The sequence below is a fragment of the Streptomyces physcomitrii genome (genome assembly GCF_012273655.1).
Lineage (GTDB): Bacteria > Actinomycetota > Actinomycetes > Streptomycetales > Streptomycetaceae > Streptomyces > Streptomyces physcomitrii.
This window is the reverse complement of the sequence record NZ_JAAWWP010000003.1, coordinates 159,804-173,076: the sequence shown is the minus strand read 5'-3', so window position 1 is coordinate 173,076 and position 13,273 is coordinate 159,804. Positions and strand designations below refer to the sequence as shown.

Annotated in this window: 8 protein-coding genes; 4 read left to right on the top strand and 4 right to left on the bottom strand. The window is 73.5% G+C overall.

What is annotated here, in order from left to right; genetic code table 11:
• Positions 1–18 precede the first annotated feature (18 nt).
• Together HFV08_RS06610 and HFV08_RS06605 are read left to right on the top strand one after the other, a co-directional pair.
• A complete protein-coding gene (locus HFV08_RS06610; RefSeq protein ID WP_168537169.1) occupies positions 19–1,284 on the top strand; it encodes an enolase C-terminal domain-like protein in 1,266 nt (421 codons plus the stop codon).
• Between the two features lie 64 nt (positions 1,285–1,348).
• The gene (locus HFV08_RS06605) at positions 1,349–2,512 is read left to right on the top strand and encodes a hypothetical protein (protein ID WP_168536778.1); all 1,164 of its coding nucleotides are present in this window, start codon (positions 1,349–1,351) and stop codon (positions 2,510–2,512) included.
• Between the two features lie 24 nt (positions 2,513–2,536).
• On the opposite strand, the gene HFV08_RS06600 is transcribed toward HFV08_RS06605, so the two are convergent.
• Together HFV08_RS06600 and HFV08_RS06595 are read right to left on the bottom strand one after the other, a co-directional pair.
• Positions 2,537–3,331: a potassium channel family protein gene (locus HFV08_RS06600; protein WP_168536776.1), complete on the bottom strand. Its 795-nt coding sequence runs from the start codon at positions 3,329–3,331 to the stop codon at positions 2,537–2,539.
• A 341-nt stretch (positions 3,332–3,672) separates the two neighbouring features.
• A complete protein-coding gene (locus tag HFV08_RS06595) occupies positions 3,673–4,578 on the bottom strand; it encodes a LysR family transcriptional regulator (RefSeq protein WP_168536774.1) in 906 nt (301 codons plus the stop codon).
• A 132-nt stretch (positions 4,579–4,710) separates the two neighbouring features.
• On the opposite strand from HFV08_RS06595, the gene HFV08_RS06590 reads away from it, so the two are divergent.
• Complete coding sequence (locus HFV08_RS06590; protein WP_168536772.1) at positions 4,711–5,823, top strand: EamA family transporter; 1,113 nt, start codon at positions 4,711–4,713, stop codon at positions 5,821–5,823.
• A 150-nt stretch (positions 5,824–5,973) separates the two neighbouring features.
• On the opposite strand, the gene HFV08_RS06585 is transcribed toward HFV08_RS06590, so the two are convergent.
• The gene (locus HFV08_RS06585; protein ID WP_168536770.1) at positions 5,974–9,348 is read right to left on the bottom strand and encodes a pyruvate carboxylase; all 3,375 of its coding nucleotides are present in this window, start codon (positions 9,346–9,348) and stop codon (positions 5,974–5,976) included.
• A gap of 464 nt (positions 9,349–9,812) precedes the next feature.
• Positions 9,813–11,387, bottom strand: coding sequence for a peptidoglycan-binding protein (locus HFV08_RS06580; protein ID WP_168536768.1), 1,575 nt, complete (start codon positions 11,385–11,387; stop codon positions 9,813–9,815).
• Between the two features lie 515 nt (positions 11,388–11,902).
• On the opposite strand from HFV08_RS06580, the gene HFV08_RS06575 reads away from it, so the two are divergent.
• Positions 11,903–13,192: an MFS transporter gene (locus tag HFV08_RS06575; protein WP_246341556.1), complete on the top strand. Its 1,290-nt coding sequence runs from the start codon at positions 11,903–11,905 to the stop codon at positions 13,190–13,192.
• The last annotated feature ends 81 nt before the right edge of the window (positions 13,193–13,273 follow it).

Sequence of the window (13,273 nt, the reverse complement as noted above, 5' to 3'; positions counted from 1 at the left end):
CCCGAGCGCCGGAGCGCCCTGCGCATCCGCGAGGCCGTGCTCACCCCGGTCGCCTTCGCCGACCCGCCGCTCCTGAACGTGATGGGCGTGCACCAGCCGTACGCGCTGCGCGGCATCCTCCAACTCGTCTGCGACGACGGCATCGTGGGCCTCGGCGAGTCCTACGGCGACCTCGCCTTCCTGGACCGGGTGCGGGAGGCGGTGCCCGAACTCCTCGGGCACGACGTCTTCGACCTCCAGGGCATCCGCGCCACCCTGGAACGCGCCCTCGCCGGACGGGTCGTCACCGACCAGCACGGACTCACCGGCGGCTTCTCCGCCCGCAAGACCGCCGCCACGGTCTTCTCCCTCTTCGAGACCGCCTGCCTGGACGCCCAGGGCCGGGCCCTCGGCGTCCCGGTCTGCGAACTCCTCGGCGGCCGGGCCCGGGACCGCGTCGACTTCTCCGCGTACCTCTTCTACAAGTACGCCGCCCACGCCCCGGACACCGGCGCCCCGGCCGACCCCTGGGGCGAGGTGCTCACCCCCGAGGCGCTGGTCGAGGAGGCCCGCCGCATGATCGGGGAGTACGGCTTCCGCTCGATCAAGCTCAAGGGCGGGGTCCTCGCACCGGAGCGCGAGAGCGAGGCCGTCCTCGCGCTCGCCGAGGCCTTCCCCGGCCACCCGCTGCGCATCGACCCCAACGCGGCCTGGACGGTGGCCACTTCGCTGCGGGTCGCGGAGCAACTCGACGGCGTACTGGAGTACTTGGAGGACCCCACCCCCGGTATCGCGGGCATGGCCGAGGTCGCCGCCCGGGCGCCGATGCCGCTCGCCACCAATATGTGCGTGGTCGGCCACGCCGACCTGGAACCGGCGCTGCGGGCCCGCGCCATCGGCGTACTCCTCTCCGACCACCACTACTGGGGCGGCATCCGCGCCACCCAGGCGCTCTCCACGGTCTGCGAGAGCTTCGGCGTCGGACTGTCCATGCACTCCAACAGCCATCTCGGCATCAGCCTCGCCGCCATGGTGCACACCGCCGCCGCCACGCCCCACCTGAGCTACGCCTGCGACACCCACTGGCCCTGGAAGACCACCGATGTCATCGCTCCCGGCCAACTCACCTTCACCGACGGCGCCTTGACCGTCCCCGACCGCCCCGGCCTCGGCGTCGACCTCGACCCGGACGCCCTCGCCAGAGCCCACGAGACCTACGAACGCTCCGGCCTGACCCACCGCGACGACGCCACCTACATGCGCCGCTTCGTCCCGGACTTCAGCCCCAACACAGCGCGGTGGTAGGCGCCATGACGTTCCGTCAGAGGACGGGTGTGCGGTCGGATGCCGCCGTACGGGAGGAGGCGCCGTGAGGATCACCGGTTACGCGTACCCCTGGGATGTCCTCGACGACCCCGGCTTCGTGCGCCGGGCCGTGGAGCTGGGGGTCGAGGAAGTGGCGGTGGCGCTCGCGTACCACAGCGCCCGCGCCGCAACTCCCCACTCCCCGCACGGTACTTCGGTGCTCGCACGGCACGCCGCCCTGTACCGCCCGGTGCGCGAGGAGGCCTGGCGGGAGGCCGCGCTGCGCCCCGCGGCGCCGGACTGGGTCCGCGGACCGGACAGCGGCGGCGAGGCCCTGCGCCTGCTCGCCGACAGCGGGCTCGGCACCGCCGCCTGGCTGGTGCTGACCCACAACTCCCTGCTGGGCAACGCCCATCCGGACTGCACGGTCACCAACTGCTTCGGCGAGCACTACCCCTGGGCGCTCTGCCCCGCCGAACCCCGGGTGCGCGCCTACGCGGCCACCCTCACCGCCGAGTCGCTGCGCGGGACGCGGCCCGACACGGTGGTCCTGGAGGCCTGCGGCCCGCTCGGCGCCGTTCATCAGCACCAGCACGAGAAGACCGACGCCGTCTGGTCACCCGCGGTACAGCGCCTGCTCTCGGTCTGCTGCTGCCCGTCCTGCGCCCGGGGCTGGAGCGCGGCGGGCCTGGATCCGCGGGAGGTACGCGCCCGGCTGCGCGCCGAGACCCACCGGCTGCTCCACGACGAGGACCTGACCACCGAGGCCGACGCGCTGCCGGAGGAACTGCGCCGCCTGCTGCTCACCACCCGCCGGTCGGCCACCGACCGGTTCCGCCAGGCCGTCCTGGAAGCCGTGCCCGCCGGGGTCCGCTGCGTCCTGCACGCCAGCCCCGACCCCTGGGCCACCGGCGCCCTGCCCGGACTGACCCCGGCCGCCGCGGAGGACGTCGACGCCGTGGTCGCCCCGGCCTGGGTCCCGGGCGCGGAGTCGGTACGCACGGCGGCCCGGGCCCGCGCGCTGCTGCCGGAGCGGGTGGCCCTCGGGAGCTATGTCACCGCCGTCGCCCCGGCCCCCGTACCCGCCGGCCACCTCCCCGGCCTCGCCCGCGCCGGCGCCGGCGAACTGCACCTCTACCACCTGGGCCTGGCCGGCCCCGCCCGGCTGCCGGACCTCCGCGCGGCCTGCGAGGCGGCGCGGAAGGCGGGTGCGGGAGGCGGGGAGTGAGCGGGGGTGAGCGGGGCCGGGCGGCTACTCCTGCCCGGGGTGCTCCTCGTGCCCGGGGTCCCCGTTCCCGTGTCGCTCGGGCGCGGGCTCGGTGTGCCCCGGCCCGTGGTGTCCCGTCGCGCCGTGGTGACGGTGCCCGTGGTCCCGGCCGTGCTTGTGGCCCTGGCCGATCCGTTTGCGTACGTGGGTGCTGAGGGCGGTGGCCGCCGCGGTGAGGAAGACGAAGGTGTAGCTGATCTGGAGGATGGTGACGGCCCGGGCCGCCTGCCCCCGGGGGCTGATGTCGCCGTAGCCGACGGTCGCCAGGGTGGTCACGGTGAAGTAGAGGGAGTCGAGCCGGGTCCGCAGGCCGCTCATCTGCCCCGGTTCCTGCGCCAGCACGAAGTACCCGGCGGAGAACACCAGGACCGACAGGCACACCAGGAAGGCGATCACCAGCCCCGAGTGGCTCTCGGTGCGCTCCCGCAGCACCTGCTTGATGTGCCAGAGCAGCAGCCCCGCCACCACGGCGAGCGCGAGCAGGAAGAGCGTCCAGCCGAGCGCGGGACGGCGCAGACTCGGATGGTCGAGCGGCAGCAGCCCGTACGCCACCACGAGACCGGCGAGCAGACAGCCCGCCAGTGACCACAGATGCTCGGAGAACCAGAGCCGGCCGAGCAGCCCGGGGCGCCTCCGGGCCGCGGTCCGGTTCGGAGCCTCGGTACGGTCCGGGCCCTCAGCCCGGTTCGAGGGCTCAGTGCGGTCCGTGGATCCGGGGCGAGGCGTGCCTGCGGGCTCTTCGGCCGGATCCCGGTCCGGGCCGCTGCCCTGCTGCGCCATCGCTGTTCACCCGCCCCCACTGCTGGATGCGCCCGTTGCTGGATACGCCCACGGAGGGGCGCGGCGGCCGGTACTCGCCTGCCGCCGATCTTCCGGCGGCGCGGCGCCCGCGCCCAGCGGGCGGTGTCCGAACGGGTGAGGGCGAGCCCGGCGGGGTTCGGGGTGAGGGAGACCCGGGTGTGGTGGAGAGACCTCGGGGCGGTGGAGGCCGGGTGCGGCGGAGTGCCGAGTGCGGTGGAGATCCGGATGCGGTGGAGATCCGGGTGCGGCAGGCGGGCTCGGGAGCGGAGGGGCGGGGCAGGGGGCCTGGCGCAGGGGGCGGGGTCGGCGGCGGGCCCCCGTCAGACCTGGCCCGCCGCCTCCCGCAGTGCCTCGATCAGGGTGACGAGGACCGGCTGCTCCAGGGCGACCTCGCGGACCGCCGCCTGGAGGCCGCGGACCGGCTGCGGATTGCGGACCGGGCGGACGACCACGCCGGGGTGCCGGGTGCCCAGGCCCAGCCGGGGCATCAGGCCGATGCCGAGGCCCGCGGCGACGAAGCCCTGCGCGGTCGCGTAGTCCCGGCTGTCCACCGCGAAGTCGGGGCTGAAGCCCGCCGCCGCGCAGGCGTCCAGGACCGGGGCCAGGCAGGGGCCGGGCGGTTCGCTGCCGACCCAGGGCTCCCCGGCGAGGTCGGCGAGGTCGAGCACCTCCTCGCCCGCCAGCGGATGGCCGAGGGGCAGCACCGCCGCGTACGGGTCGTCGAGCAGATGCACCAGGCGGATGCCCTCGGGCAGGGACTCGCCGGTCCCCCGGGGGCGGACCAGGAGTTCGAGGTCGGCGTGGCCGCGGGCGACCTCGTCGAGCGGGGTGTCCTGGGGTTCGGTGAGGCGGAGGTCGATCCGTACCCCCGGGTGGTCGCGGCGCAGCCGGGTCACGGCGGGGGCGACCAGGGAGGCGCCGGAGGTCGCGAAGTAGTGCAGGGTGAGCTTTCCGGTGCGCCCGGCGCGCAGTTCGGCGAGGGCGGTCTCGGCCTCCGCGAGGTTCCGGCTGAGGGTGGCGGCGTGCTCGGTCAGCAGCCGTCCGGCGGCCGTGGGGCGGACCCCGCGCCCCACCCGTTCGAGCAGCGCGACCCCGGTCTGCTTCTCCAGGGCGGCCACCTGCTGACTCACCGCCGAGGGGGTGTACCCGAGGTGCGCCGCCGCCGCGGTGACGGAACCACTGGTGATCACTGCCCGCAGCACCTGCATACGCCTGACGTCCAACATGTAGTCCAGCTTAACGATCCTGCAGAACTTTTCGCTTGTGCTGTCGAGTCGATGCGGGCACCGTTCTCTTGAGGCACGGCACCGGGCCCACCGGGCGCGATGCCCGCGTACACATCGCCAGGAGGAGGCCCCATGGCCGGGAGCGGGACCCTGCGGACGACCCAGGCGGGGGTACGGATCGCCGTCCTCGCGCTGCTGTGGGGGTCGACGTACCTGTGGATCGATCTGGCCCTGGACGGCCTCGGCCCGGTGCAGGTCGCCTTCATCCGCTGCGTCTTCGGCGCGCTCACCCTGGCGCTGTACTGCCTGTGGAGCCGGGTCCGGCTGCCGCGCGGGGCCGGGGTCTGGCGGCATGTCTGCGTCGCCGCCTTCTTCTGCAACGCGCTGCCGTTCACCCTCTTCAGCCTCGGCCAGCAGAGCGTCGACTCCGGGCTCGCCGGGGTCCTGAACGCCACCACCCCGCTCTGGTCCCTGCTGCTCGGCCTCACCCTGGGCACCGAACGCGGACTGCGCCCCATCCGCCTCGCGGGCCTGCTGCTCGGCTTCGCCGGTACGGTGCTGATCTTCGCGCCCTGGGGTGCCGACGGCGCCACCAGCTGGGGTGCGCTGGCCATCCTCGGCGCCGGGGCCAGCTACGCGATCGCCTTCAACTACATGCACCGGCACCTGGTGGGCAAGGGCTACGCCACCCTCTCGCTCTCCACCGCCCAGTTGCTCGCGGCCACCGGGTGGACCGCGCTGCTGCTGCCCTTCAGCGGCTCCGGCTCGCCGGGCTCGGAGTTCCTCAGCCTCGGCCACTTCGACCCCGGGGTGAAGCCCCTGCTCGCGGTCATCGTGCTCGGTGTCCTCGCCACCGGGGTCACCTTCCACCTGACCTACCGGATCATCGCGGACGAGGGCGCCACCGACGCCGCCACCGTGGGCTACCTGCTGCCCGTGGTCTCCGTACTGCTCGGCGCCCTGGTGCTGGGCGAGGACCTGAGCCTGCGCATCTTCGCCGGCATGGCCGTCGTCCTGGCCGGAGTGGCGATGACCCGCCGCGGCAAGCCGTCCGCGGAGCCCGAGTCCGTGGGGGAGCCCGGGTCTGCGGGAGAGCCCGAATCTGTGGGGAAGCCCGATCCCGCGGGGGAGCCTGACCCCGTGGGGCGGCCTGAGTCCGTCGGGGAGTCCGGGGCCCCGGGCGGGGACAGCCCCGAGGGGGAGACCGGACGGGGCGATCTCACCTCGCCCACTCCGCGCGCCTAGGGGCCGGGGAAGCCCGCCGTCTCGGCGGGGCCGGGGAGGCCGCCGTGGCGGCGGCGGGTCTCGCCGGCCTCGGTGGCCCCGGCCCGGGCGGTCGACCCGGCCGGAGTCACCCCCGGTCGGTCGACCCGGCCGGAGCCACCGAGGACCGCCTCAGCTCAGCTCGACCAGCAGATCGCCGCCCTCCACCTGCTGGATGGCGTTGATGGCGAGCCGGGAGACGGTGCCGGACTTCTGGGCGGTGATGGTGGCCTCCATCTTCATCGCCTCGATGGTGGCGACCGTGGCCCCGGCCTCCACCTGGTCGCCCTCCTTGGCGACCAGCGTCACCACTCCGGCGAAGGGCGCGGCCACATGGTTCGCGTTCGACTTGTCCGCCTTCTCCGCGGCGGGCAGGTCGGAGGCGACCGAGCGGTCCCGCACGCTGATCGGGCGCAACTGGCCGTTCAGCGTGGACATCACCGTGCGGTAGCCGCGCTCGTCGGCCTCGCCGATCGCCTCCAGCTCGATGAGCAGCCGTACCCCGGGCTCCAGGTCCACGGTGTACTCCTGGCGCGGGCGCAGTCCGTAGAAGAAGTCCTTGCTCTCCAGGATGCTGGTGTCGCCGTAGGCCTGGCGGTGGGCGTCGAACTCCTTGGTCGGGCCGGGGAACAGGAGCCGGTTCAGCGTGGCCTGCCGGTTCTTGGCGAGGCCCTCGCGGTCCTCGGCGGACAGCTCCTGGGTGGGCTTCGGCTCGGCACGGCCCTCAAGTGCCTTGCTGCGGAAGGGCTCCGGCCAGCCGCCGGGCGGCACGCCCAGCTCGCCGCGGAGGAAGCCGATGACCGAGTCGGGGATGTCGAAGGTGTGCGGCTCCGCCTCGAAGTCCTCCGGGGCGACCCCGGCGCCGACCAGGTGCAGGGCGAGGTCGCCGACCACCTTCGAGGAGGGGGTGACCTTCACCAGGTGGCCGAGGATCCGGTCGGCGGCCGCGTACATCGCCTCGATGTCCTCGAAGCGGTCGCCGAGGCCGAGCGCGATGGCCTGGGTGCGCAGGTTGGAGAGCTGACCGCCGGGGATCTCGTGGTGGTACACCCGCCCGGTCGGGGAGGCGAGGCCCGCCTCGAAGGGGGCGTAGATCTTGCGCACGCTCTCCCAGTACGGCTCCAGGTCGCCGACCGCCCCGAGGTCGAGGCCGGTGGGCCGGTCGGTGTGGTCGGTGGCGGCCACCAGGGCGGAGAGCGAGGGCTGCGAGGTGGTGCCGGCCATCGAGGCCACGGCCCCGTCGACCGCGTCCGCCCCGGCCTGGATCGCCGCGAGATAGGTGGCGAGCTGGCCGCCCGCGGTGTCGTGGGTGTGCAGGTGCACCGGCAGGTCGAACTCCCGGCGCAGCGCGGTCACCAGCTTCGCGGCGGCCGGGGCGCGCAGCAGTCCGGCCATGTCCTTGATGGCGAGGACATGCGCGCCCGCCGCCACGATCTGCTCGGCGAGGCGCAGGTAGTAGTCGAGGGTGTAGAGCTGCTCGCCCGGGTCGAGGAGGTTGGAGGTGTAGCAGAGCGCGACCTCGGCGACCGCGCTGCCGGTCTCGCGTACCGCCTCGATGGCGGGGCGCATCTGGTCCACGTCGTTGAGGGCGTCGAAGATGCGGAAGATGTCGATGCCGGTGGCGGTGGCCTCCTCGACGAAGGCGTGCGTCACCTCGGTCGGATACGGCGTGTACCCCACGGTGTTGCGGCCGCGCAGCAGCATCTGGAGGCAGATGTTGGGGGCCGCCTCGCGCAGCTGGGCCAGCCGCTCCCAGGGGTCCTCGGCGAGGAAGCGCAGCGCCACGTCGTAGGTGGCCCCGCCCCAGCACTCCAGGGAGAGCAGCTCCGGCAGGGTCCGCGCCACCACGGGCGCGACGGCGAGCAGGTCCTTGCTGCGGACCCGGGTGGCGAGCAGCGACTGGTGGGCGTCGCGGAAGGTGGTGTCGGTGACGCCGAGGGTGGGCGACTCGCGCAGCCAGCGCGCGAAGCCCTCCGGGCCCAGCTCGACCAGCTTCTGCTTGGAACCGGCGGGCGGCTGGGCGCCGTCCAGGCGCGGCAGCTTGCCGACCGGGTCGATCAGCTGGGGGCGCTCGCCGTGCGGCTTGTTGACGGTGACGTCGGCGAGGTAGGTGAGCAGCTTGGTGCCGCGGTCCGCGGAGTGCCGCGCGGTCAGCAGGTGCGGCCGCTGCTCGATGAAGGAGGTGGTGATGTTCCCGGCCTGGAAGTCCGGGTCGTCGAGGACCGCCTGCAGGAAGGGGATGTTGGTGGAGACACCGCGGATGCGGAACTCGGCCACCGCCCGGCGGGCCCGGCCGACCGCGGTCGCGAAGTCGCGTCCCCGGCAGCTCAGCTTCACCAGCATGGAGTCGAAGTGGGCGCTGATCTCCGTACCGGCGTGGGCGGTGCCGCCGTCGAGGCGGATGCCCGAGCCGCCGGGGGAGCGGTAGGCGCTGATCATGCCGGTGTCCGGCCGGAAGCCGTTGGCCGGGTCCTCGGTGGTGATCCGGCACTGCAGGGCGGCGCCGCGCAGATAGACGGTGTCCTGGGAGAGGCCGAGGTCGGCAAGGGTCTCGCCGCCCGCGATGCGCAGCTGGGACTGGACCAGGTCGACGTCGGTGACCTCCTCGGTCACCGTGTGCTCGACCTGGATGCGCGGGTTCATCTCGATGAAGACGTGGTTGCCCTCGCGGTCGAGGAGGAACTCCACGGTGCCCGCGTTGCGGTAGCCGATCTCGCGGGCGAAGCGCACCGCGTCGCCGCAGATCCGCTCCCGCAGCTCGGGAGGGAGGTTCGGCGCGGGCGCCAGCTCGATGACCTTCTGGTGGCGGCGCTGGAGCGAGCAGTCGCGCTCGAAGAGGTGGATGACATTGCCCTCGCCGTCCGCGAGGATCTGCACCTCGATGTGCCGGGGCTCCACGACGGCCTTCTCCAGGAAGACCGTCGGGTCGCCGAAGGCGGACTCCGCCTCGCGCGCCGCCGCCTCGATGGACTCGCGCAGCACCGAGGCGTCCTCGACGCGCCGCATGCCGCGACCGCCGCCGCCCGCGACCGCCTTCACGAAGACGGGGAAGCCCAACTGCTCGGCGGCGGCGACCAGTTCGTCGACGTCGGTGGAGGGCTCCGAGGAGCCGAGGACCGGCACGCCCGCGGCCCGGGCCGCGGCCACCGCGCGGGCCTTGTTGCCGGTCAGCTCCAGGATGTCCGCGCTGGGCCCGACGAAGGTGATGCCCGCCTCCTCGCAGGCCCGCGCGAGGTCCGGGTTCTCGGACAGGAAGCCGTACCCCGGGTAGACCGCGTCCGCGCCGGCCTCGCGGGCCGCGCGCACGATCTCCTCCACCGAGAGGTACGCCCGCACCGGGTGGCCCGGCGAGCCGATCTCGTAGGCCTCGTCGGCCTTGAGGCGGTGCAGCGAATTGCGGTCCTCGTGCGGGAAGACCGCGACGGTCCGCGCCCCCAGCTCGTATCCCGCGCGGAACGCCCGGATGGCGATCTCCCCGCGGTTGGCTACCAGCACCTTGCGGAACATGTCCGAATTCCCTTCAACCTGCCCGTTAGGAACACTGCACACTGCCGTGGCGGCGACGCTACTGCCCGGTAAGCCGTTCGCACAGCTTCTTGCGGGCGGATCCCACCACATGGACGGCCTGCGCTCCCGACGGATGCAGACGGCTCTGCCGGTGAGGTACCCGGCACGGCCGAAGGTATCCGGTGAGCTATCTCTCGCGGGAGGACCTGGCGATCCTGGGACCGCCGGTGCCTAGGCCGAACGGGTAAGCACTATGGGCGCCCCTCGCGCCCCCGCGGCCGACCGGGTACCCGTTGCGGGGTGCCCTTGCCGAGAAGTGAGGGGACCCGGGGTACGGCTACGGGGCCGCCGGAACCGGGACGTACGGAAAGGCCCTCGTCCGGACAGGGCGGGGTACGGCCACGGGGCCGCCCGCGAAGGGCGGCCCCGTGGGAGAGGAGGTGCGGGGAGTGGCGCGCCGGTGGTCAGCTGCCCGACTGGAGGGCGGTCCAGGTGGCCGCGCCCGCGATGCCGTCCACGCTCAGCCCGCGCGCCTTCTGGAAGGAGCGCACCGCGGTCTCGGTGGTGGCGCCGAAGGAGCCGTCCACCTTCACCGTGGAGCCCAGCGCCGCGGTCAGCGCCCGCTGGAGCCGCTTCACGTCCTCGCCCGAGGAGCCGTTCTTCAGCGTGGGCTTCGTCCCGGCCGAGAGCAGCGCCGTCCAGGTCTTCGCGCCGACGACGCCGTCCGCGGTCAGGCCCCGGGACTTCTGGAAGGCCTTCACCGCGCTCACGGTGGTCGGACCGAACTTCCCGTCGACCTCGCCCGCGTCGAAGTCCTGCGCCTTCAGGAGCTTCTGCACGGCCTTGACCTGAGCGCCGCTCGCCCCGTCCTGCTGGGTGGTGTACGAGGGGAAGCTCAGCTCGTCGCCGACGCCGGTGCCGCCGACCAGCTGCATGTAGTAGTCCCAGTTCCAGTGCGGGCCCGGGTCGGTGTGGTCGTTGCCCGGCACCTCGACGTGGCCGAGGATGTGCGCCCGGTCCTTCGGGATGCCGTGCGTGTCGCAGAGGTGCTTGGTGAGTGCCGCCGAGGAGCGGTACATGGCGTCCGTGAACCAGCTCGGGTCGTCGACGAAGCCCTCGTGCTCGATGCCGAGCGCGTGGCTGTTGGCGTCCCTGGCGTGCCAGGCGGTGTCGCCGTCGCGCACCATCTGGGTGATCTCGCCGTCCGAGGAGCGGACCACGTAGTGCGCGCTGACCTGCGCCTCAGGGTTCTGGAACCAGCTGACCGTGCCCGCGTACGAGCCCTGTGTCACATGGATGACCACCGTGTCGATGGCGGCGCTGCGCCCGGCGGCGTAGTTGCTGGTGGAGGCGGGCACCCAGAGCGCGGGCGGGTAGTCCGGGCTCTGCGCGGTGACGTCCTCGGCCGAGAGGCCGCCCTTGTCCGGGTGCACCGAGCGCCCGACGACGGTGACCTCCTCGCCGCCGGTCCGGGCGAGCAGGCCCTTGGCGAGGAAGTCGTAGACGGTGTCCGCGTACAGGGCGGCGGTGGCGCCCTTGCTGCCGCTGTAGCGGGCGACGGCCGGGTACCAGGCGTCCAGGTCGCCGCGCTCGGCGGCGCTCAGGCCCGCCTTGTCGGCGTAGGAGCGCAGCACGGCCGCGGCGCCGAGGATGTTCGCCTCGCTGTCCCGGCGCAGTTCCGCGGTGCTGAGCCCGGTCAGTTCGGCGGCCTCGTGCAGGGTGCGGTGGCCGGGGTTGCTCACCAGGTGCATCACGCCGTAGCCGTTGGCCTGGCTCGGCTTGCCCTGGTGGCCGTCGAGGTGCGTCTCGCCGTAGCCGACCGCGGCGAGCAGGTCGCGCGGTACGCCGAAGCGCTCGGCGGCCTTGGCGAAGGCCGAGTTGAGTGAGGTGTCCTGCGCGGACTGGGTACGGGTGTGGGGGGCCGTACCGTCGAGCACGGCGGCGCCGGCCGGCAGTCCGGTGGTGGCGAGCGCGGTGACGGTGATACCGGCCAGGACCAGGGTGCGCAGTCGGCGGCCGGAGGTGGCGGGGCGGGGCATCGGTGCTCCTGATCTGTGGGGGTACAGGAACGCCCTCGCACCACACGGGAGTCGGGAGCGAGGGCTGAAGTCCCGCACACTAGCGAGATGTTGCGGACATGACAATGACTTCGCCCCGAGTGCGGCTACGCGCGTAGCGCGGCGGTGCCGGGTGCCGTGCCCGGTGCGACCTTTGCCCCGGTAGGGGGGTGGCGATACCCCGTACGGGGTGCGCAGGGGTCGGGTCTCCGGTGGCCGAAACTCTGCGCCCGGAGCCGTTCTCTACCTCCCAGTAGGCGGGATATCGGCGATATATCCCGCTGGATTTTCCGCGAGAGGGCGGCGGGGATGAGGAAGTTCCTCTGCTGTGACCGGGGTCACAGAATATTTTTCTGGACACCGTGTCTCATCCGCCGCTTCTATGGGCCTGCACGGGGCGGGTACTTTTCGTCTCGGTACGGGGGTTTTGCCCGTTCTTGGTTGGCAATGGCGCTGAACGAGAGGTGGGGGAACGTGTCGGGTCTACTGACATGTACATGTCCAGAGGTGCGCACGCACCGGGAACGGAGCGCTCCGCGGCGACGCGCGGCCGGGACATGCTGAGCCGCTTCCTCCCGCCGACCGGTCCGGCGCGCACCCTGACCGGCATCACCCTCGTCCACACCATGGGCCAGGGCCTGTGGATGGCGCTCAACGCCATCTACGCGACCACCGTCCTCGACCTGACGCCCGGCCGGTTCGGCATCAGCATGGGGGCGGCCGCGGCCGTGGCGCTCGCGGTCAGCACCCCGACCGGGCACCTGGCCGACCGGCTCGGCCCGCGGGTCCTGCAAATCTGGTCCTTCCTCGCGCTCGGCCCGCTGACCGCCGCCCTGCTCGCGGTCGAGGGCTTCGGCCCGTATGTGGCCGTCGTCTGCGTACAGGCCGTCGCCTACAGCGCCAGCCGCAGCGCGCGGATGGCCATGGTCGCCGGGCTCATCCCGCCCGAGGACCGGGTGGCGGTCCGGGCCTTTCTGCGCGCCACCAGCAATGTCAGCGTCTCGGTGGGCGCGGGCCTCGCCGGACTGCTGCTCGCCGCCGACTCCGAGACCCTCTACCGCGCGGCCGTCGTCTTCAACGCCGCCACCTACCTGGTCACCGGTCTGCTCTCGCTGCTGCTGCCAGCGGTCGCCCCGCAGCCCGCCCGGCCGGGTCCCGCCCTGATCGTGCTCCGCGACCGGCCCTACCTGGCCTTCGTCGTCCTGGACGGGCTCCTGTCCATGCACAACCTGCTGCTCGACGTCGTCCTGCCGCTGTGGGTGCTGCACCGCACCCACGCCCCGCGCTGGATGATCGCGGGCATCCTGCTGACCAACACCGTCGCGGTGGTGCTGCTCCAGGTGCGGGCGGCCCGCGGCACCGACCAACCGCGGGCCGCCGCGCGCGCCTCCCGCTCGGGCGCGCTCTGCCTCGCCGCGGCCTGCCTGGTCTTCGCCGCCAGCGGCGGCCGTTCGGCCCTGACGGCGGGCCTGCTGCTCTTCGCCGGGGCCCTCGCGCACGTCCTCGGCGAGATCCGGCAGTCCGCGGGCAGCTGGGGCATGGCCTTCGGACTCGCCCCCGAGCACGCCCAGGGCCAGTACCAGGGCACCTACGCCATGGGCGCGGACATGGGCAAGATGCTCGCCCCCGCCCTGCTCACCTGGCTCGCCGTCGAGCACGGGGTGGCCGGCTGGGTGGTCATGGCGGTGGGCTTCGCCCTGGTGGGTGCCGCGATGCCGCTCCTCGTGCGGTGGGCCGAGCGCACCGCCGACCCCGGAAAGGCCGCCACCGAACCCGCCGCCGTCTGACCCGCCCCGCCGCAGCCGACCCGCGGACCGCGGGGGAGAGCACCACCTGCCCGCCGCCGCGGCGAGGAGCCCTGCCCGGTC

Coding starts and splice junctions, on each gene's coding strand:
- HFV08_RS06575 (WP_246341556.1), top strand. CDS start 11,903: ATGTCCAGAGGTGCGCACGCACCGGGAACGGAGCGCTCCGCGGCGACG.
- HFV08_RS06585 (WP_168536770.1), bottom strand. CDS start 9,348: ATGTTCCGCAAGGTGCTGGTAGCCAACCGCGGGGAGATCGCCATCCGG.
- HFV08_RS06600 (WP_168536776.1), bottom strand. CDS start 3,331: ATGGCGCAGCAGGGCAGCGGCCCGGACCGGGATCCGGCCGAAGAGCCC.
- HFV08_RS06595 (WP_168536774.1), bottom strand. CDS start 4,578: ATGTTGGACGTCAGGCGTATGCAGGTGCTGCGGGCAGTGATCACCAGT.
- HFV08_RS06580 (WP_168536768.1), bottom strand. CDS start 11,387: ATGCCCCGCCCCGCCACCTCCGGCCGCCGACTGCGCACCCTGGTCCTG.
- HFV08_RS06590 (WP_168536772.1), top strand. CDS start 4,711: ATGGCCGGGAGCGGGACCCTGCGGACGACCCAGGCGGGGGTACGGATC.